This is a genomic window from Bradyrhizobium sp. HKCCYLRH3059 (assembly GCF_051168035.1).
GTDB lineage: Bacteria > Pseudomonadota > Alphaproteobacteria > Rhizobiales > Xanthobacteraceae > Bradyrhizobium.
Map to the genome: position 1 here is coordinate 472,189 of NZ_JBNPUF010000007.1, position 18,629 is coordinate 490,817.

The 18,629-nt window shown below is 65.5% G+C and carries 15 protein-coding genes; 6 read left to right on the forward strand and 9 right to left on the reverse strand.

Features of this window, described 5'->3' with window-relative positions; genetic code table 11:
- Nucleotides 1-91 precede the first annotated feature (91 nt).
- A complete protein-coding gene (locus ACQR13_RS23880; RefSeq protein ID WP_315713297.1) occupies nucleotides 92-382 on the reverse strand; it encodes a hypothetical protein in 291 nt (96 codons plus the stop codon).
- A gap of 181 nt (nucleotides 383-563) precedes the next feature.
- Here ACQR13_RS23880 and ACQR13_RS23885 point away from each other — a divergent pair, with 181 nt between their 5' ends.
- Complete coding sequence (locus ACQR13_RS23885) at nucleotides 564-1,169, forward strand: TetR/AcrR family transcriptional regulator (RefSeq protein ID WP_316201766.1); 606 nt, start codon at nucleotides 564-566, stop codon at nucleotides 1,167-1,169.
- Nucleotides 1,170-1,175: 6 nt separating this feature from the next.
- Here ACQR13_RS23885 and ACQR13_RS23890 read toward each other — a convergent pair whose 3' ends face one another.
- On the reverse strand, nucleotides 1,176-1,412 hold the full coding sequence (locus tag ACQR13_RS23890) for a hypothetical protein (RefSeq protein WP_315825220.1): 237 nt from the start codon (nucleotides 1,410-1,412) through the stop codon (nucleotides 1,176-1,178).
- Nucleotides 1,413-1,535: 123 nt separating this feature from the next.
- On the opposite strand from ACQR13_RS23890, the gene ACQR13_RS23895 reads away from it, so the two are divergent.
- A complete protein-coding gene (locus tag ACQR13_RS23895; protein ID WP_316226126.1) occupies nucleotides 1,536-2,261 on the forward strand; it encodes a Crp/Fnr family transcriptional regulator in 726 nt (241 codons plus the stop codon).
- Nucleotides 2,262-2,330: 69 nt separating this feature from the next.
- On the opposite strand, the gene ACQR13_RS23900 is transcribed toward ACQR13_RS23895, so the two are convergent.
- The 5 genes from ACQR13_RS23900 to ACQR13_RS23920 all read right to left on the reverse strand — a co-directional run bounded on the left by ACQR13_RS23900 (nucleotide 2,331) and on the right by ACQR13_RS23920 (nucleotide 7,870).
- Nucleotides 2,331-2,684, reverse strand: a complete 354-nt coding sequence (locus ACQR13_RS23900; protein ID WP_315713304.1) for a hypothetical protein — start codon at nucleotides 2,682-2,684, stop codon at nucleotides 2,331-2,333.
- A 162-nt stretch (nucleotides 2,685-2,846) separates the two neighbouring features.
- A complete protein-coding gene (locus ACQR13_RS23905; protein WP_315752762.1) occupies nucleotides 2,847-3,467 on the reverse strand; it encodes a CAP domain-containing protein in 621 nt (206 codons plus the stop codon).
- Between the two features lie 150 nt (nucleotides 3,468-3,617).
- Nucleotides 3,618-4,619 carry a SphA family protein gene (locus ACQR13_RS23910; RefSeq protein WP_434863294.1) on the reverse strand — a complete coding sequence of 334 codons (1,002 nt, stop codon included), beginning with the start codon at nucleotides 4,617-4,619 and terminating at the stop codon, nucleotides 3,618-3,620.
- Between the two features lie 412 nt (nucleotides 4,620-5,031).
- Nucleotides 5,032-7,596 carry an arylsulfatase gene (locus ACQR13_RS23915; RefSeq protein ID WP_434863295.1) on the reverse strand — a complete coding sequence of 855 codons (2,565 nt, stop codon included), beginning with the start codon at nucleotides 7,594-7,596 and terminating at the stop codon, nucleotides 5,032-5,034.
- 31 nt (nucleotides 7,597-7,627) lie between these two features.
- Nucleotides 7,628-7,870 (reverse strand): hypothetical protein, encoded by a 243-nt coding sequence (locus tag ACQR13_RS23920; RefSeq protein ID WP_434863296.1) that lies wholly within the window; start codon nucleotides 7,868-7,870, stop codon nucleotides 7,628-7,630.
- Between the two features lie 314 nt (nucleotides 7,871-8,184).
- Here ACQR13_RS23920 and ACQR13_RS23925 point away from each other — a divergent pair, with 314 nt between their 5' ends.
- Nucleotides 8,185-10,494: a tetratricopeptide repeat protein gene (locus tag ACQR13_RS23925; RefSeq protein WP_434863297.1), complete on the forward strand. Its 2,310-nt coding sequence runs from the start codon at nucleotides 8,185-8,187 to the stop codon at nucleotides 10,492-10,494.
- Nucleotides 10,495-10,614: 120 nt separating this feature from the next.
- Here ACQR13_RS23925 and ACQR13_RS23930 read toward each other — a convergent pair whose 3' ends face one another.
- Nucleotides 10,615-10,956, reverse strand: a complete 342-nt coding sequence (locus ACQR13_RS23930) for a hypothetical protein (protein ID WP_434863298.1) — start codon at nucleotides 10,954-10,956, stop codon at nucleotides 10,615-10,617.
- Nucleotides 10,957-11,161: 205 nt separating this feature from the next.
- Here ACQR13_RS23930 and ACQR13_RS23935 point away from each other — a divergent pair, with 205 nt between their 5' ends.
- Complete coding sequence (locus ACQR13_RS23935) at nucleotides 11,162-12,409, forward strand: multidrug effflux MFS transporter (protein ID WP_434863299.1); 1,248 nt, start codon at nucleotides 11,162-11,164, stop codon at nucleotides 12,407-12,409.
- Nucleotides 12,410-12,424: 15 nt separating this feature from the next.
- Here ACQR13_RS23935 and ACQR13_RS23940 read toward each other — a convergent pair whose 3' ends face one another.
- Nucleotides 12,425-14,221, reverse strand: a complete 1,797-nt coding sequence (locus tag ACQR13_RS23940) for a ShlB/FhaC/HecB family hemolysin secretion/activation protein (protein WP_315752757.1) — start codon at nucleotides 14,219-14,221, stop codon at nucleotides 12,425-12,427.
- 127 nt (nucleotides 14,222-14,348) lie between these two features.
- Here ACQR13_RS23940 and ACQR13_RS23945 point away from each other — a divergent pair, with 127 nt between their 5' ends.
- Nucleotides 14,349-15,608, forward strand: coding sequence for a FecR family protein (locus ACQR13_RS23945; RefSeq protein ID WP_316165999.1), 1,260 nt, complete (start codon nucleotides 14,349-14,351; stop codon nucleotides 15,606-15,608).
- Between the two features lie 149 nt (nucleotides 15,609-15,757).
- Nucleotides 15,758-18,523, forward strand: a complete 2,766-nt coding sequence (locus ACQR13_RS23950) for an EAL domain-containing protein (RefSeq protein ID WP_315713321.1) — start codon at nucleotides 15,758-15,760, stop codon at nucleotides 18,521-18,523.
- Nucleotides 18,524-18,629 lie beyond the last annotated feature (106 nt).

Sequence of the window (18,629 nt, forward strand, 5' to 3'; positions counted from 1 at the left end):
GCCAAGCCGGGTTGCCCGGACACCGCCGCGCCGGGAGGCTGCGGCGTGATGACCTGTCGCAGCCTCCAAACCTTTCGGGGCGCGGCGCGACCTACTTGAGCAGCACCAGGCATTCGCCGGCCGGCGTGGCGTTGGCGCGGGCGGTGTCGCGATCGAACTTGCCGGCCATCACCAGCGGCCTGACACGCTCGACGATCACGTCCTTGACGACGCTGTCCGGGCCGATGGCAGGAGCTGCGACGTCGTAGATCTGCTTCGCCACGGGCGACAGCTTGGCGGCACAGCTGTCGGCGGCGGCGCGGTTGCCGGCCAGCGCGGCCTGCGACAGAAGACATTGGGAGACGGCGACGAATGTGACAAACGGGAATGCGACGCGCAGCATGGCAATCAGTCCTTCGTTCAAATGAGGTTCAGCCCGGCGCAAGCGGGCTCGGTCCGGAGCACATCCACTCAGTGTCCGGCCGCCCGCATGCGGGCTCTGATCTAACCCGAGCCGGCAGCAACGCCTACTCGATTTCGCCCGTCCGCCAGCCGAGGTCCAGACCGTGCAGCAAGCTCCTGAAATGCTTCGAAAAACCCCGGTGCAGAAGCGCACGCGGCAGACCCTCGACGTGATTTTCGAGGCAACCGCTCAACTTCTGCAGAGCGGCGGCGGCAAGGGCCTGAGCACGAACGCCATCGCCGAGCGCGCGGGCTTCTCGATCGGCACGCTCTATAGCTATTTCAGGGACAAGACCTCACTGTTGCGTGCGCTGGTGCTGCGCGAGTTCGCTCGACAGGAGGCGGAGTTCGGGGAGGCGCTGGAGGCGCATCGCGGGCTTGGACGCGAGGCGATCGTGCGCGCGGCGGTGCGCCAGGGCTTCGCCCCGTTCGCCGGCCGTCACCGTGTGCGGCGCTATCTTCTCGGTCTGCTGGGCAACGACGCGGAGCTGCAGAAGGCGCTGCACGAGATGGTGGACCGCATGACCGAACGGCTGATCGCGACGGTGGGATTGCGGAGCGAAGCGATGCCGGCCGCGCGCCGCTTCATCCTGGTCCGCGCTGCGCTGGGCCCGATCCGGGCTGCCGTCATGCGCGAACATCGCCTCGTCGGCACACGCGAGCTCGAGGACGAACTGGTGCGGCTGATGCTGTTCCTGCTGGAGCCGGATCCCGCCAAATCGTCATGAGGGCCGTCACGAGGGGCCGTCGGGCTTGGCGGCCTCCAGCCGCTCAGCGAGCTTCTTCAAGGCCTCCTCCGACGCCGGCCGGCTCTGGAACTCGCGGATGGCGCGCGACAGCTCCTGATCCGACATCGGATGAGCCGGCTGCTTGATGCGGCCGTCGGCAAGGGCGGCTGCGATGGTCTCGATATGCGGCCCCGCGCCACCGAACAATCGGCGGAGCCGGTTGAGGAACGCGATGTGGGGCACGGCTGTTCTCCCGATGCGGCGACCGGCAACCTTCGACCGCATCTGCTGACGGCGACCTTAGTCGGTAACGCCGGCTCCGTCGTCTCATTTGATACGCAACCCCGCCCGGACGGTAGGATTTTCATGGATGCGGACCGGATCGTCACCAACAAGCTCAGGGAGCATTCGAAACTGACCGGAGAGGACATCGCCGAGATCCGGAATTTCAGCTCCGCTTTGCGCGAGCTCGCCGATCAGGAGGACCTCATCCGCCAGGGCGACGAGCCGGACCGTTCCGTCGTCGTGATCTCCGGATGGGTGGCGCGCTATCACCTGCTGTCCGGCGGGCAGCGGCAGTATCTCTCCTTTCACATGCCCGGTGACTGGCCCGACGCCCAGTCGATCTTCCTCGACTGCATGGATCACGCCGTCTGCGCGATCGGGCCGGCGGTGGTGGCGAGCGTTGCGCACAAGGAGCTGACCCGCGCGATCAGCCGGCGGCCGACGCTCGGCTTTGCGATCTGGCGCGAGACGCTGATCGATGCGTCGATCTTCCGCGAGGCCATCACCAACAACAGCGCGCGGAGCAAGCCGGCGCGCATGGCGCACATGTTCTGCGAGCTGTTCTATCGCGCCCGCGCGCTCGGCCATGTCCGGCACGATCAGTTGCGGCTGCCGGTCAGCCTGGTGCAGCTCGGCGAGGCACTGGGCATCGCGATCGCGACGGTCAACCGCACGCTGGTCGAGCTGCGCGCCAGCCGCGCTGTCGATTTCCGCAGCGGCCTGCTGACGGTGCACGACTGGACGCGGCTATGCGCGATCGGCGAGTTCGATCCCAGCTATCTGCACCTGAAGAAGCAGCCGCGCTGAGGCACAGGTCTCAGCGCGGCCACTCACGTGGGCTCGCGACTCCCACCTTTAACGGTTGCGCGCGTCAGCTCAGGCGACCTTGGTGATGAGCTTGACCACGTAGGCGTAGGGCCCGTTCGGGCTCTTCTCGGCGATCCAGGCGCAGTGCCAGTCGGAGCCGTAGCGCAAGCCCGTGTCCCATCCCGAGCCGCCGCCGTGCTCGTTGTCCCACGACCAGGCCTTGCGGTCCTTCTGAGGATCGGAGGGGAAGCTGCTGCCGCTGTAGACGGAGATCTGCCCCTGCTGCGCGCGGAACGGCGAGTTCGTGCTCCACTTGAGCCACAGATTGCCCTGCTCCTCGTAGGACGTGAGCGACCATTGGTAGGACGCCGAGACGGTCTGCGGATTGGTGCTGGTGGCCGAGGTCTGCTCAATGACTGCCATGATTGTCTCCTTACAAAATGAGATGAAAAATCTTCACAATAGTGGCTGCCCAAAAGACAACCATTGATTGTATATCTGATAAAGCTCACCCCGACAACGTGCGCTGTTCGCACAACGCCGTGATCGCGCGGCAGGCGTGGCGTCCAGCCGAGGCCCACGCACTCAGATGCAGAGACCGATCACCTTGATGCTGAGGTGGCAGTCCTTGGAGGCGGACGCCGGCGGCTTGGCGCCCCAGCGCGTCGCCGGCTTGGCGTCGCCTTTCGCGGATCGGGTCGCGGCCTGCGCGACGACGGCCTTGGCCTTGCTCTTCGGCCTGTCGGTCTCGTAGTCGCCCGCGATCACCATCGCCCAATAGGTGCGCTTGCCGCTGGCGTTCTTTGCGCTGGCGATGCCGACCTTGGTCGCCTTGGGAAGCAGCAGGTTCTTGCGGTGCCCCGCCGAGTTGATCCACTGCCCCAGCGTCTTGTCGAAATTGTCGTAGCCATAGGCGATGTTCTCGGCCGCGCGGCCGGCCTTCGACGGAGCCACACGGCGGGTGAAGGGACCGAGCACCTCGTGGCTGAGATCGTCCTTGTCGGCCATCGCGCGCGCTTGCTCCATCGCGATGCGGTCGAGCGTCGCGTCGCGCGTCACGCGGCCTTCGCCATGCGCGAGCCGAAACGCCGAGATCTGATCGGCCGGTGCGGAGTCGCCGGCAAATGCCGCATGGGCCGACAGCGCCAGCAGCGCTGCAACCAAAACCGCGCGAAAGCCGCGCAACGTGAAACGAAGCTCCCGCATGCTAGGACACGTGCTCATCAATCCGGAGTAGGTAACGGTCGCTCGATCCCGCTTTGATCCGAAGCGACGGACGTGCTGGACCGTCGCGGAACCACCCGATATGACAATGCCGGAATTCAGTCCAATGCGGGCGGTCGATACTTCTCTATTCTATTTCGACACTTTGTGCCAAGTCGGCGCAATCGTGCTGGCGGGCGCGGCCTCCGAGATCGAGAACGTCAGCCACGTGTTCCAGCCCGACGGCCGGTTGGCGGCGTCGAACTCGCCATATCCCTTCAGCCCCAGGAACGCCTGATTGCTGCCGATCTGGAAAATATATCCGATCTGCGGGCCAACGCCGAGGACGCGCGAGCGGAAGCCGCCGAGAGCGGCGGGCTGACCGAAGTCGTCGGTAATCTGCTGATAGGCGTAGCCAACGAAGCCGGCGAAGACCTGCTTCGACAGGAACTGCGACACGCCCCAGTCCAGATGGAAATCGATGCCGCTCTGGTACCGGGTATCGGGATTCTTGAAATTGTAGGTCAAGCCCCCGACGGCCGAAAATTCCGTGCCGGTCGCCGGATTCAGAAAAGTGTAGCCGCCGCCAAAGTCGATGGCGCCGTGACCGATGCCGATGTTGGCCAGCCGGTTCCGACTGTAGTCGCCGACGGGAATATCGCCGGCGCCGTAGACCATGATGTTGTGGACGCCGTTATTCCACTTCAGCTTCACGGTCGGATAGAGATCTCCGTAAGAAACGAGTGCGTCTTCGAGGAATCCGGTGCGCGTGCTGACGATCGGACCGGCAACCGTCGTCAACGTACCGGCGATACTCGCGGAATTTCTGCCGTAGACGCTGGCCAGCGTCGCCGACAACTGGCCGCCGAGTACGGGCGTCGCAAACGTGTAGGTCGGCGCGATGAACATCAGATCGGCCTGGCCGCGCAAAGCCAGATTGAGATCGATGTTGACGGTCGGAGAAAATCGTCCGACTTGGAACTCGCGCGACGCCGCGGCCGCGCCTGAGGCACCCACGCTCGTATGATAGTAGATGGCAGCCACCGACCAGCCCTGTGTGGCAGGCGTTGCGGCGAGGCTGCCGTACAATCCCGGCAGCCAGAACGAGATGCCGCTCTCATCGGCATGGGCGACCAGAGGCGAAAAAGAAGCCAACGCGGCGGACGCGAAAACGCCGCTCAGCCACAATCGCAGGAAGCCGGAGCTGCGTCCCGATCTATCGCGCTGCAATCGTAATCCCCCCACGCTCCCATTTCAGGCGGCATGCCTGAGTTGTCGTCGACGACTACGGCTTGTAGTCGCTCATCCCCCGTCCGGTCTTGTCGTAGACGTTGAAAAACTCGTCCGACATGATCGTAGCGATGCCACTTCTGGGTACCTCGGTCAGATCTTTCTCAAGCGTCTTGATCCGGAACTTCCACCCGAGAACCTCGGCTCCACGGTGCTTGCATTTTGCCCGACGCCCCCCTCAGCTTGAAGCCAGAAGGATCGTCGCCAGATTGGCTATTTGCACTGCACGCTCCTTCTCAAGGGACCGACCACTGACCTGGCGAGCACGAAGAGCGCATCAATCGGACAGTCCTTTCTTCAAAGCCGCTGCCTTGCGGGCCTGGACGGCTTCTTCATTGTCGGCCTTCTTCATACCCACTAGATCGATCGTCACCTTGCCGATCTTCCCCGTGAACTTGAACGGCACCTTGTAGGCCTCGGTAACAGGTGTGCCTTCATCGGCACCGACGTCTGCGCCTTCGTCCGCGGAGTAGAAGCAGCATTGGGTTCGTTCGATCCGGCCGGTCGCGACGGTCTTTCCGTTCACGAGGATCGTACCCACGCCACCCTTGCCCAGGCCGCCACCGTCATAAGCGAACTCAAAGCGCAGTGCGGCTTTGCCTGCCGGAAGAGCCTGCTTGGCGGTTACGGTGTATCGCTGCAGACCGAGAAAATTATACGTGTAGGTCGGCTTTCCGTCCTTCAGGTAGAAGGTCCAGCCACCGAACCGTCCGGCCTGAGCGATGATGACGCCATTGGCTCCGCCCTTCGGGATGTCCAGATCGGCAGTAATGGCGTGCGATTGGTTCTTCAGGTTGATGAAGACATTCTCCGTCATCCCGATCATGCCTTCGTAGACCGTCAGGCTGGTGCGGCCCGCCATCAGGTCGGGACGTCCGACCAGCGCCGCGTTGGTGCGCTCCAGGGTGCGGTCGTCGAGCGGCAGCACGTTGTATTTCACTGCTTCCTTCAGGAACAGCTCCTGCATCTCCTTCAGCTTGTCCGGATTTTTGGCAGCCAGATCGTTGCTCAGGCTGAAGTCCGATCGCGCATCGTAAAGCTCCCAGATATCCTGCTGGAGCGGCCGCCGCGGCTTGGTTTCCCAGGCCGCTCGGTGCACCGTGCCGGCAAGCCAGCCGTCGCTGTAGATCGCGCGGTTGCCGAAGATTTCGAAATACTGCGTCAGATGCCTGCTCGGCGCCTTGGCGTCGGCAAAGCTGTAGGCCATGCTTACGCCTTCAATGGGAGTCTGGACCGTTCCATTTACGCTCTTGGGCTCAGGCAGTTTCGCTGCCTCGAGAATGGTCGGCACGATGTCGATGACGTGATGCCACTGCGGACGAAGCTCACCTTTCGCCGCGATCCCCTTCGGCCAATGGACGACCATGCCGTTGCGGGTGCCGCCATAGCTCGAGGCCACTTGCTTGGTCCAGGTAAAAGGAGTGTCGCCAGCGACCGCCCAGCCGGCCGCGTAATGGCCGTAGGTGTTGGGACCGCCGAGTTCGTCATAGTGCTTCAAGACGTCCTGGACGGTTTCCTGCACTCCATTGAAATAAGTCATCTCGTTGTACAGGCCGTTCGCGCCGCCTTCGGCACTCGCGCCGTTGTCGCCGACGATGTAGAAGATCAACGTATTGTCGAGTTGGCCCGTTGCCTTGATGGCGTCGATCAGGCGGCCGATCTCGGTGTCGGTGTATTCGCCAAATCCGGCGAATACTTCCATCTGGCGCACGAACAGCTTCTTCTCGTCAGCGCTCAGCTTGTCCCAGTCCTGGATGGCGTCCGGCTTCGGGGCGAGCTTGGTATCGGGTGGCACCACGCCGAGCTTGATCTGCCGCGCCAACGTCTCCTCGCGCAGCTTGTCCCAGCCTTGATCGAACTTGCCCTTGTACTTGGCAATCCATTCTTTGGGCACCTGATGCGGGGCATGGGTGGCGCCGGGTGCAAAATACATGAAGAACGGCTTGTCCGGCGTCAGCGATTTCTCCGACCGCATCCAGTCGATCGCTTTGTTGGTCATGTCGGTCATGAAATGATAGTTCGGGTCCGTCGACGGCTCGACCTGCGTCATGCCATCGTAGATCAGCGGCGCCCATTGATTGGTTTCGCCGCCCATGAAGCCATAGAACTTGTCGAAGCCCTGGCGCGTCGGCCAGCGGTCGGTCGGGCCGGAGGGACTGACCTCCCATGCCGCGGTCTCGTGATTTTTGCCGAAATGCGCCGTGCTGTAGCCGTTCAACCGCAGCATCTCCGCGACGGACGCGACATTGTTGGGACGCTGACCGGTCTGTCCCGGGAAGGACGTCGCGGTTTCCGCGATCGAACCAAAATTGTTCATGTGATGGTTGCGGCCGCTGAGCAGCGCCGCGCGGGTCGGCGAACAAAGCGCCGTGGTGTGAAACTCGTTGTAGCGGAGACCCTCGTTGGCGAGGCGGTCGACCGTCGGCATCCTGATCGGGCCGCCAAATGCGCTCGACTGGCCGAAGCCCATGTCGTCGATGAGCACGATCAGTACATTGGGTGCACCGGCCGGCGCCTTGACTTCAAACCGCGGCGGCGGCGGCGCATCGCGCGCATCGAATACGGTGCTGTGTGGAGGGTTCGGTTCAGGAATCGGCAGAACCGATCGCTCGGTCGGCAACACAGCACTCGGCGGCGCCGACTGTTGGGCCAATGCTGGAAGCACGAGTAGCGTCGTCAACGACAGCACCGACGCAGCCAACTTCATTCGCTTCATGATCACTGCCTTTGGATGAGACAATTGACAGACAAATGACACAATTGACACGGCTTCTCGCTGCCGGAACGATCCTGCCCGCAAACCGCGATCATCGGCGCGGGCAATGACGTTCGGCCGGCCCAACCGGCTCGCGGAGAGCGATAATTCTATAATTCTAGCGTCTGCCGACGCGATTAACCGGCCCGCCTCGATTCATCGGCGTTCCCCGCACGCGCACGCCTGGGGCCACCACGGCGCGCGCCACCGGGCGGGGCCGCAGCACGACGCCGGGCCTGACGACGCAGCCGACGGGATACTCGACATACTGACAATACACCACGGCACTTGCCCTTTCGGTGCTCGCGGCTACGAACGCCGTCACCAGCAACAGCCCTGTCAGGGCAACTGATAATTTCATCTTGGCATCCTCCCATCGGAAAGCTCATCATCGGCCCCTCCGGGAGGCACACCTTGATGCAGGTCAAGCAACCTTGGCAGACATTCCTGCATGTGCGGAGATGACCGACGGAGCAGCTTGATCGCAAGCTCACCAATTTGGGGCGTGAGGTACAAGCGTTGACACGCAGGCCGCCAAAAGCCGGCACGAAGGGACCGCGGAAGGGATCCGCCGCGGCCCCATCACCGGCTGCGCCGGCGGATCGGCTTGCGTCCGGCGAAACGGCCTTCTCCAGGCGCGCGATCTGGATAGCAGTAGCGGTCACGATCGCGCTCGTGCTGGTGGTCGGCATGGTTTTTCATCTCCTCAAGGCCGACGGACCGGCCTCCACGGCGCAGGCCTCATTCGTCGCCACCTATGTGGGCAGCGAAAGCTGCGCCGGCTGCCATCAGGCGGAAGCCAAATTATGGGATATTTCGCAGCACAAGGCCGCGATGGCGCACGCGACCGACAAGACGGTGCTCGGCGATTTCAACAAGAGCTTCGACTACTTCGGTGTGCATTCCCGCCTCTTCCGCGATGGCGGAAAATTCATGATCGAAACCGACGGGCCCGACGGCAAGCTTGCCGTGTTTGAGGTGAAGTACACGTTCGGTGTCGATCCGCTGCAACAATATCTCGTCGAATTTCCAGATGGGCGCATCCAGGCGCTGCCGATCGCATGGGACGGCCGGCCCAAGGACAAAGGCGGCCAGCGCTGGTTCCATCTCCATCCCGAAGAAGAGATCAAGCACGACGACGTCCTGCACTGGACCAAGCTGAACCAGAACTGGAACTTCATGTGCGCGGAATGCCACTCGACCGGCGTGCGCAAGCATTACGACGCCGCGACGGATCGCTTCGCGACGACATGGGCGGAAATCAGCGTCGGTTGCGAGACCTGTCACGGTCAGGGCTCCGCCCACGCCGCCTGGGCCCGTGACAAGCAACGCTGGTGGCCATTCGGCAAGCACGAGGATCCGAGCAAGGGATTGCTGGTCCGTTTCGACGAACGGCGCGGCGTCACCTGGCCGATCGATCCGCGGAGCGGAAATGCGACGCGTTCAGCCGCGCCGGCCGCGCTGCGAAAGGAGATCGAGACGTGCGGGCTATGCCACGCGCGCCGTGCCGGCTTCAGCGAGGACTGGGCACCCGGTCAATCGCTGTCCCAGACCCATATTGTCGAGGCGCTCGCGCGGACCACTTATCATGCCGATGGCCAGATCCGCGATGTGGAGGAGCCCTACAACTATACGCCGTTCAAGCAGAGCAAGATGTTTGCCGCCGGCGTGACCTGCAGCGATTGTCACGAGCCGCACGGCGCAAAGCTCCGAGCCTCCGGCGAAGGCGTTTGCCTGCAATGCCATGCGTCCGAAAAATACGCCGATGCGAAGCATCGCCATCACGCGGACGCCGATCCGGCGCCGACCTGCATGTCGTGCCACATGCCGGCGCGCACCTATATGCAGATCGACCTGCGTCACGATCACGCCTTCCGCGTTCCGCGCCCTGATCTTTCGGTCGAGCTGGGGACCCCGAACGCCTGCAACGACTGCCACAGCGACAAGCCGGCGCAATGGGCCGCCGCCGCGATCGAGCAATGGTTCGGGCCCGACCGAAAGGGCTTCCAGACCTATGGGCCCGCGTTCCGCGCAGCACGCAGCGACCAGGCCGACGCCGCCGCGCTGCTTGGCCTTCTGGCCGCGGACAGGAACGCGCCGGCCGTGGCGCGTGCGAGCGCGCTCGGCGAACTCGCCTCGCGCATCGCTCCGGCGAACATTGCGACCGCACGGGCAGCCCTGGCCGATCCCGATCCCATGGTGCGGATCGGCGCGCTGGACATGCTGGAAAACGTGCCTGCCGGCCAGATCTGGCCGCTGGTCTCGCCGCTGCTCACCGATCCCGTGCGTGGCGTGCGGATCAGGGTCGCCTCCCTGCTCGCTTCCGTTCCGACCGCAAGCCAGCCGCTGCCCGATCGCGCACGCTTCGATCAGGCGGCACACGAATTCATCACGGCGCAGCGCGCCCATGCCGAACGGCCCGAGGCCCGCACCGCACTGGCAAACTTCCTGGCCTTGCGCGGACAGACCGGGGACGCAGAGACCGAGTACAAGGCAGCCCTCAGGCTCAGCCCGCACTATGCGGCGGCCGCCATCAATCTGGCCGACCTCTATCGCCAAATTGGCCGCGACGGCGACGGAGAAACCGTTCTGCGCGGAGCAATTGCGGCATCACCTACCGACGCGGCCGCGCATCACGCACTCGGCCTGACCTTGACCCGGCTGAAGCGGCACGACGAGGCGCTCGCCGAGTTGCGCAGAGCAACCGAACTCGAACCGGGTCGCGCACGCTATATCTATGTCTACGCGGTGGCGCTGCATTCCGGCGGGCGAGCCGACGAGGCAATGACGGTCCTAAAGGAAGCTCTGGAAAGCCATCCCAATGATAGGGACGTGCTGTCCGCTCTGGTTTCGCTCAGCCGCGGGGCAGGCGATGCAAGGGCGGCGCTGGGCTACGCCGAAAGGCTCGCAATCATGACGCCGGACGACCGGAATCTGGCGGCGTTCATCGGCGAGATCAGGCGGCAGATTGACAAGCCAAACTAAGATAGCTGGCTCTCCTGCTTGAGCTCACAAAGGGCGCCCGAGAACCTCAAATGGAGCGAGTGCGAAATCGACGCTGAAATGACCAGGGACGCAACAAAGTCGAACGGCTCCTCAATGAGATCAAGCACTGTCGGCGGATCGCAACGCAACCACCTCGATCGGGTAGACATCGATCGCCGGCTCCTCATAGGGATGCGCAGCGCGGATCGCCTGTAGCACGGCTTTCAGCCGGTCCTCGGCGCAGATGGTCTCGATGCGCTCCTCCTCGACCGTCTCGAGCTGGCCGACCGCGCCGACGGCCGGGTTGGCGCCTGCCAGCGGACGAAACCGGCCCACGCCCTTCGCGGTAAACGAACAGTGGTCGTAATTGCCGATGCGGCCGGCGCCGGCCTCGCCCATCGCGCGGCGCACGGCGTCGCCCGCCGCTTCAGGGACATAGACGACGATCTTGTAGGTCTTCATGCTGGCCTGGATCCGGACGTCGATCACACGGCCGTTACCATCGCGTCGCCGCTGGCGCAATTTTCAGCGGGTCACAACCGGTCACAATCGCGAAAGCGCCGGCGCCGGTGACCAGCCATTCCGAAACACGCCTTGTGCGGCGCAGCAAACCCGATACTTATCGGTGATCTCTCCCGCATTCTCAACACCATGGAAGGCCCGCGCCTTGGCTGATACCAGTGCCGACACCATCGAGATCGTCCGTCACCGGCCGATGGGCTTCACCGAATTCGTCATCGTGGTCGCGGCGATCATGGCGCTCAATCCGCTGGCGATGGACATGATGCTGCCGGCGCTGCCGAACATCGGCGCCTCGTTCCATATCGACGTCGCCAACCGGCTGCAGACGGTGCTGACGGCGTTCGTCATCGGCTTCGGTCTCGGCCAGTTCGTGATCGGCCCGCTGTCCGACAGCTTCGGCCGGCGCCCGGTGCTGATCGGCGGCATGGTGCTGTATGCGGTCGCCAGCCTGTTCGCGATCGCCGCGCCGTCCTTCGAGATGCTGCTGCTGGCGCGCGCGCTGGAAGGTCTCGGCACCGCGGCGACGCGGGTGATCGCGACCTCGATCGTGCGCGACTGCTATGCCGGCCGCCGCATGGCGAGCGTCGTCTCGCTGGCGATGATGGTGTTCATCGCCATTCCCGTGATCGCGCCGTCGTTCGGCCAGGCGGTGATGCTGCTGACGCAGTGGCGCGGCATCTTCGTCGTGCTGACCTTGTACGGCATCGTCACGCTGCTGTGGACCGCCGCACGGCTGCCCGAGACGCTGCCGGAGAGCGAGCGCAAGCCGTTCTCGGTCAAAGAGATCGTCGGGGCCTTCCGCAACACCCTCACCAATCGTCAGACGCTGGGCTATGCGCTCGCGGCGAGCGGCATCTTCGGCGCCGTGCTCGGCTATGTCCTGTCCTCGCAGCAACTGTTCACCGACGTCTATCATCTCGGCCACTACTTCCCGCTCGCCTTCGCGGCGATCGCGGTGACCATTGCGGTGGCCGGCTTCCTCAACGCCCGCCTCGTCGGCCGACTCGGCATGCGCATGATCTCGCACGGCGCGCTGGTCGGCAGCGTCGTCATCGCGCTGGCCTGTTTCAGCGCGGCGATCCTCGGCATGCTGCCGCTGTGGCTGTTCATGCTGCTATCCGCCGGCATGATGTTCTCGTTCGGCCTGATGTTCGCGAACTTCACCGCGCTGGCGATGGAGCCGCAGCGCGCCAATGCCGGCACCGCGTCTTCGCTCTACGGCTCGATCACGACCCTGCTCGGCATGGCCGCCGGCGCCGTCGTCGGCCAGGCGTTCGACGGCACGGCATTGCCGTTCGCCGCGGGCTTCCTGGCCTGCACGTCGAGCGCGCTCGTCATCGTACTGATCACCGAGAAGGGCCGGCTGTTCCACGGCCAAGGCAAGCCGGTCTGACCGCCGCCGAGGGCCTCAAATGCACGGCCCCTGCCCGCGCTGCGGGCACAGCTTCAGCACGCTCGACAGCGTCAGCAGCAGACGCGCGCTGCGGGTCGTGTTGCCCGGCGCGCGGTAGCTGAGCGGCGCGGCGACGCCGAGATCGGCGCGCCAGTCGTTCGGGAAGGTAAAGCGCACCCCGGCGCCCGCCGAGGTCAGCGCGACGCCGTCGGCCGGCCGGAAGCCGTCGTTCCAGGCGAGCCCGGCATCGAAGAAGCTGTAGAGCTGATAGCTTGTGAGATACTGCCAGTTCGGTTTCTGCTCGAAGCGGACCTCGAACGTGCCGGCGACGCCATTGTCGCCGCTGATCTCGGCGCTGCCATAGCCGCGGCCATAGGCGAGGCCGCCGAGATAGAACTGCTGCGAATTGTACAGCGGACCCGAGGCGAGCTGGCCGGCGGCGGCGAGCTTCAGCGACCACGCCTCGGACAAGGTCTGATAGCGCGCGAACCAGCCGTTGAAGACCGAGAAGCTCGGCGAGGCGCCGGCGCGCGACGCGAGGGGATCGTCGAGCGGCGTCGCCCCGAACGCGTTCAGGCCCTGCCGGTAGGCCAGCGTCAGGTAGCTGTCGCCGCCGACATCATCCTTCCAGCGGTAGTCGGCGGTGAAGGTCAGCGTCCGGATGCGATCGCGATACCAGATGCCGAACAGGTCGCGCTCGGTCACGTCGCTGAAGGCGGCCGCGAGATTCAGCTTCAGCGAGGCGCGCTGCGACTGGATCGGCACGAGGCCGCCGCGCAGCTCGAGCGTCTCGGTCACCGTGTTGTCGTTGAACAGCCGTCTCCGGTCGCCCGGCCGGACCTCGCTGTACAGCGCGGAGGCGCCGACATAGGCGCCGTCGGTGCCGACCGGCACCTCATAGGACAGCCGGCCGAACGCGAGCTGGCGCGGATCTCCCGGCGTCGTCGACAGGTTGGCGGTGAGCGTGTCGCCCGGCAGCAGATAGGAATTGAAGGCGGCCGTGGCGTAGTTCTGCCAGGGACCGACGGTCGACGAGCCGAGATTGTCGACGCCGGCGAAGCCGTAGAGGTGCCAGGTCTGCAGCTCGATCACCAGGCGGAACCGGCCGGTGGTGCCGCCGATCTCCTCCAGTGCGGAATCGACCAGACGGACGCCGCCGCGGCTGTTAATCAGCAGCAACTGCCGCTCCAATGTCGCGAGCCGGGACGGCTGCTCGGCCAGCACGGGGCCGAGCATCGGCCTGATGCCGAACTCTTCCGCGCCGGCGCCCTTCAAGGTCACCTCGGTGATGCTGCCTTCGATGATCTGGATGCGCACCCGGCCATCATGGATGTCCTGCGGCGGTATGATCGCACGGCTGAGATGGTAGCCGGCGGCGCGGTACTGATCGCTGATCGCGGTCGTGATCGCCGCGAGGTCGGCCTGCGACACCGGCTTGCCGAGATAGGGCTGATAGCTCGCGGCGAGCTGCTCGGCGGGCAGCGCGGACGCTCCCGTCAGCGTGACGCCGCGCATGGTGAACAAGGGCTTGCGATCGCCGCCGCCCTGGGGCGCGAATTGCGGCGCACGCGGCCGCGGCGGCGGCTGCGTCGACCGCGACTGCTGCTCGTCGAAATATCGCTCGGTCTGCCGCGGATCGAAGCTCGGCTGGCCGACCTGCTGCGCATGGGCCGTCGCTGCAAACAGCAACGCCGACAGGGAAATGCCGGCGGCGATCGCGGTTCCGTGCAGCCGTCGCGAGCCGTGCGGTACGGCCGCGAAGTCGCGCCAACCCGCAGTCCTCCCAGTTCCGTCGACACAACCAGCGCGCATGCCTCGTTTTTAGTTTGTTAAGGTCAACGAAGCGTAAATGCGTGAGGAAAACACGGCTGCAACTCCTAAGGGTCTCTTGAAACATTTCGATTAGTTTCAAAAGCCGCCAACGATGCGAGTTCGTGCCATGTCATCCAAGCGCTTCCTGATACCGGGACTGATCGCCGCGTGCCTTTTCGGTGCGATGCCGGCCGCATTCGCGGCCGACGGTGAGCCGTGGCTGGTGAGCAAATCGTCCGGTGAGGTCTGGGTCACCACCCAGGGCGCAGCGCAGGTCTCGCTCGGTCGCGAGGACCCGCTGAAGCCAGGCGATACGATCCGCACCGGGCCGACCGGCCGCGTCCGCCTGACCCGCGGCGCCGAGACGATCGTGATCGCGCCGAACTCCGAGGTCGGCCTGCCCGCCGCGCCCAAGGACGGCATGGCGACGACCATCCTGCAGCGCGCCGGCTCGATCCTGCTCGACGTCGAGAAACGCAACGTCCAGCATTTCGAGGTCGAGACGCCCTATCTCGCCGCCGTGGTCAAGGGCACGCAGTTCAGCGTCACGATCTCAGGCCGCAGCACCAAGGTCGAGGTCAGCCGCGGCCAGGTGCAGGTGTCGGATTTCAAGACCGGCCAGATCGCCCAGGTGATGCCCGGTCAGGCCGCCACCGCCTTTGCGACCGGCCGCGCCGGCCTGAGCCTGTCCGGCGCCGGCACCTTCAGCCCGATCGAGCAGGGCCGCCCGCGCGCCTCCACGATCGATCGTGTTCCGGTGCCGCGCGACGGCCTGCAGGCGCCGCGCGAGGCCAAGGGCAGCGTGATCCACGCGCTGAACGCCGACGGCTCGGCCGCGCGCCCCGGTACAACGGTCGCCGCTCAGCAGCATTCTGCGGCCGCCTTCGGCAGCGCGAAGCCCGGCGTGGTGCGGATCTCGTCATCGATCGGCGAGGTCAACCTGAACATCCAGAAGGCGACACGCGGCCTCGCCCACGGCGCCCACACGCCGGCCGCCGGTGGAGGGCGAAGCACCGCCTGGAATGAAGCGCGCGGCAACAGCGGCAATGCGACGGGCAACTCGGCCACCGCAAGCGGCACGTCGGGAGATTCCTCGATCGCAGCCGCCGTCACCGCGGCGGTCGGTTCGCCAAGCGGATCCGCCAGCGCCAATGCCGCCGGAAATGGCGACGCCGGCAACGGCAACGCCAACGGTGGCAGCCGCGGCGGCAACAATGGCGGCAATGGCAACGGCAACAACGGCCAGGGCAACAGCGGCAACGGTAACAGCGGTAACGGTAACCGCGGTAACGGAAATAGCGGCAACGGTAACGGCAACAGCGGCGACCATGACAATGGCAATCATGGCAACGGCAACGCCCACGCTTACGGCCACAGCAAGAATTAGGGAGTCCCGATCGAGCGTAACGCCTGCGTCATGCGTCGTCATGGGGGAGCGCGGGCTTGCAGGGTTCCATGGCTCTGCGGTCGGAGCGGGATGAAGTTGGGATCACGAACGCGGGCGTCGACGTGGCACGCAGACATTCGGGAGAGGGCATGCTCAGGCGGTTCATGCCGCATATTCTGGTGGTCGTTGCGCTGCTGACGGTCGGCCTGTCGGGCGGCCACGAGTTGTTGAGCAACGCCCTCGTCGACCTGCGCTTACGCCTCGACAATCGCCCCGCCAGCGGCGAGATCGCGGTGGTCGCGATCGACCCGCGCTCGATCGAAGCCATCGGCGTCTGGCCGTGGCCGCGGACCCAGCATGCGCGCCTGCTGGAGCAGTTGCAGCGGGCCGGCGTCCGCGACGTCGCCTTCGACGTGGATTTCAGCACGCCGTCCGACGCGGCCGGCGATCAGGCCTTCCTGACCGCGCTCCAGAATGCCAAGAGCTCGGTCGTGCTGCCGACCTTCAGGCAGCTCGATGCGGCGGGGAAGGACACCGCCATTCACCTCAACCGGCCGCTGCCGCAGTTCGAGCAGCTCGCATGGTCGGCCTTCGTGAACATCGAAGTGGCGCGCGATGGCCGCGTCAGAAGCTACGCTTTCGGCGAATATAGCGAGACCGCCGGCGCGAAAACCTTCCTGCAATCCATGGGTGCGTTCCTCGCCGGCAGCGATGCTGTCAAGGACAGCTCTTTCCTGGTCGACTACGGCATCGATCTGTCGTCGCTGCCGCGGGTGTCGTATGTCGATGTCGTCCGCGGCGACGCGGCGGCGCTGTCCAGGCTCAAGGACAAGCGGGTGATCGTCGGCGCGACCGCCATCGAGCTCGGTGACTACTACAGCGTGCCGAACGGCCGCGTTCTGCCCGGCGTCATGCTGCAGGCGCTGGCGGCCGAGTCCATCATTCAGCACCGCACCCTGCTGTCGACGTCGACGACGGCCGCCGTAGGCGGCCTGCTGCTGATCGTCATCATCATGCTGGCGAGCTGGCGGCACCTCTCGGCGGCGCGGCGCGCACTGCTGATCGCCATGATCAGCGTCCTGATCGAGGCCGTGGCGCTGCTGCTGCACGACCGCTACGCCCTGGTGCTCGACACCTCGCTGCTGCAGATCGCGCTGGTCGCCTATCTCGCTGCCACGGCCCTCGACGAGATCGACTTCCGCGGCCTGCTGCGGCACGTCGCCGAGAGCCGTTTCGAGCGAATCGCGATGTCGATCGGCGACGGGCTGGTCTGTACCGACCGCGACCGGCGCATCACGGTGTGGAATCCGGGAGCTGTCGCGATCTTCGGCTACGGTGCCGACGAGATCATCGGCCAGCCCTTCGCGCGCCTGCGCGCCGACGGCAGCGATACGCATGACCTGTTTCCGCAGCAGGAGGCGGCGCTGCCGGCGACGTTGCTGCCCGGCGGAGCCACGATCGAGTTCGACGGCCGCCGCAAGGACGGCGAGGTGTTTCCGGTCGAGGCGAGCTTCTCCGCCTGGCAGGGCGCCGACGGCCTGCAATATGGCGTGATCCTGCGCGACGTCTCGGTGCGCAAGCGCAAGGCGGAGCGCATTCGTTACCTCGCCGAGCACGACACGCTGACCGGCCTGGTCAACCGCAACACGCTGCAGAGCGAGCTCGCCGCCATGATCGAGACCGCGGATGCCGCGGCCGACCAGGTCGCGCTGCTGGTGATCGGGCTCGATGCCTTCCAGCGCATCAACGACACGCTTGGCCATGCCTACGGCGACAGTGTCTTGCGCGCGGCGGCCGACCGGCTCCGCACCGAGATCGGCGGCATGGGCCGCGTCGCCCGGCTCAGCGGCGACGAGTTCGCCGTCGCCATTCCCTGCTCGGCCGTCGGCGGCACCGTGGCCGAGCTCGCCGATCATCTGTCGCATTTGTTCGAGGCGCCGCTGGACGCGGGCACGCGCCAACAGCGCGTCAAGGTCACCCTCGGCATCGCGGTGCATCCCGAGGGCGGGCACTCGGCAGACGAGCTGCTCAGCAATGCCCACCTTGCCCTCTGTCGCGCCAAGATGGACCGGCGGGGCAGCCACGTGCTGTTCGAGAGCGCCATCCGCCACGAGCTCGAGCAGAGATTGACGCTGGAGGCCGAGCTTGCGCTCGCCGTCGAGCGGAACGAATTCGAGCTGTTCTACCAGCCGCAAGTGGAGCTGTTGAGCGGCCGTGTGATCGGCGCCGAGGCGCTGATCCGCTGGCGCCACCCGACGCGCGGCCTCGTGCCTCCCGGTGATTTCATTCCGGTCGTCAACACCTCGCATCTGTCCGAGGCGGTCGCGACCTGGGTCATGGCGACCGCCTGCCGGCAGGCGCGGGAGTGGCAGCTCGCCGGCCACGACATCCGCGTCGGCGTCAACCTCTCGCCGTCCCAGTTCCAGTCCGGCGACCTCGCGGCCTTCGTCAGCAAGCTGCTCACGTCGACCGGCCTGTCGCCGCGCCTGCTCGAGCTCGAAGTCACCGAGGACATCCTGCTGCACGACGAACCCGGCGTGCTGCAGACGTTCAACCGGCTGCAGGCGCTCGGCGTCAGCCTGGTGTTCGACGATTTCGGCACCGGCTATGCGAGCCTGAGCTACCTGAAGAAATTCCCGCTCGACGGCCTGAAGATCGACCGCTCCTTCGTGCGCGACGTGCTGACCCAGGCCGACGACGCGGCCATCGTCGGCTCGACGGTCAGCCTGAGCAAGCAGCTCGGGCTGTCCGTGATAGCCGAGGGCATCGAGAACGCGGCGACGGCCGAGTTCCTGCTGCGGCTCGGCTGCGAGCAGGGCCAAGGCTATCACTTCGGCAAGCCGATGCCGGCGGCGGATTTCACGCAGCGATTCCTCGCGGTGGACGACGAGATGCGCCAAGCCGGCGCGGCGTGAGGCTCAGGTCTCACGCTCGAAGCTAACGCAGGTCAACCGCTCTCTCCGCCGTCATTCCGGGGCGCGCGCAGCGCGAGCCCGGAATCCATCGCCACAGGCGGTCGTT

Bases quoted from the DNA above. Each gene is read 5' to 3' on its own strand.
- ACQR13_RS23880 (WP_315713297.1), bottom strand. From the start codon at position 382: ATGCTGCGCGTCGCATTCCCGTTTGTCACATTCGTCGCCGTCTCCCAA.
- ACQR13_RS23885 (WP_316201766.1), top strand. From the start codon at position 564: ATGCTTCGAAAAACCCCGGTGCAGAAGCGCACGCGGCAGACCCTCGAC.
- ACQR13_RS23895 (WP_316226126.1), top strand. From the start codon at position 1,536: ATGGATGCGGACCGGATCGTCACCAACAAGCTCAGGGAGCATTCGAAA.
- ACQR13_RS23900 (WP_315713304.1), bottom strand. From the start codon at position 2,684: ATGGCAGTCATTGAGCAGACCTCGGCCACCAGCACCAATCCGCAGACC.
- ACQR13_RS23905 (WP_315752762.1), bottom strand. From the start codon at position 3,467: ATGCGGGAGCTTCGTTTCACGTTGCGCGGCTTTCGCGCGGTTTTGGTT.
- ACQR13_RS23920 (WP_434863296.1), bottom strand. From the start codon at position 7,870: ATGAAATTATCAGTTGCCCTGACAGGGCTGTTGCTGGTGACGGCGTTC.
- ACQR13_RS23930 (WP_434863298.1), bottom strand. From the start codon at position 10,956: ATGAAGACCTACAAGATCGTCGTCTATGTCCCTGAAGCGGCGGGCGAC.
- ACQR13_RS23940 (WP_315752757.1), bottom strand. From the start codon at position 14,221: ATGCGCGCTGGTTGTGTCGACGGAACTGGGAGGACTGCGGGTTGGCGC.
- ACQR13_RS23945 (WP_316165999.1), top strand. From the start codon at position 14,349: ATGTCATCCAAGCGCTTCCTGATACCGGGACTGATCGCCGCGTGCCTT.
- ACQR13_RS23950 (WP_315713321.1), top strand. From the start codon at position 15,758: ATGCTCAGGCGGTTCATGCCGCATATTCTGGTGGTCGTTGCGCTGCTG.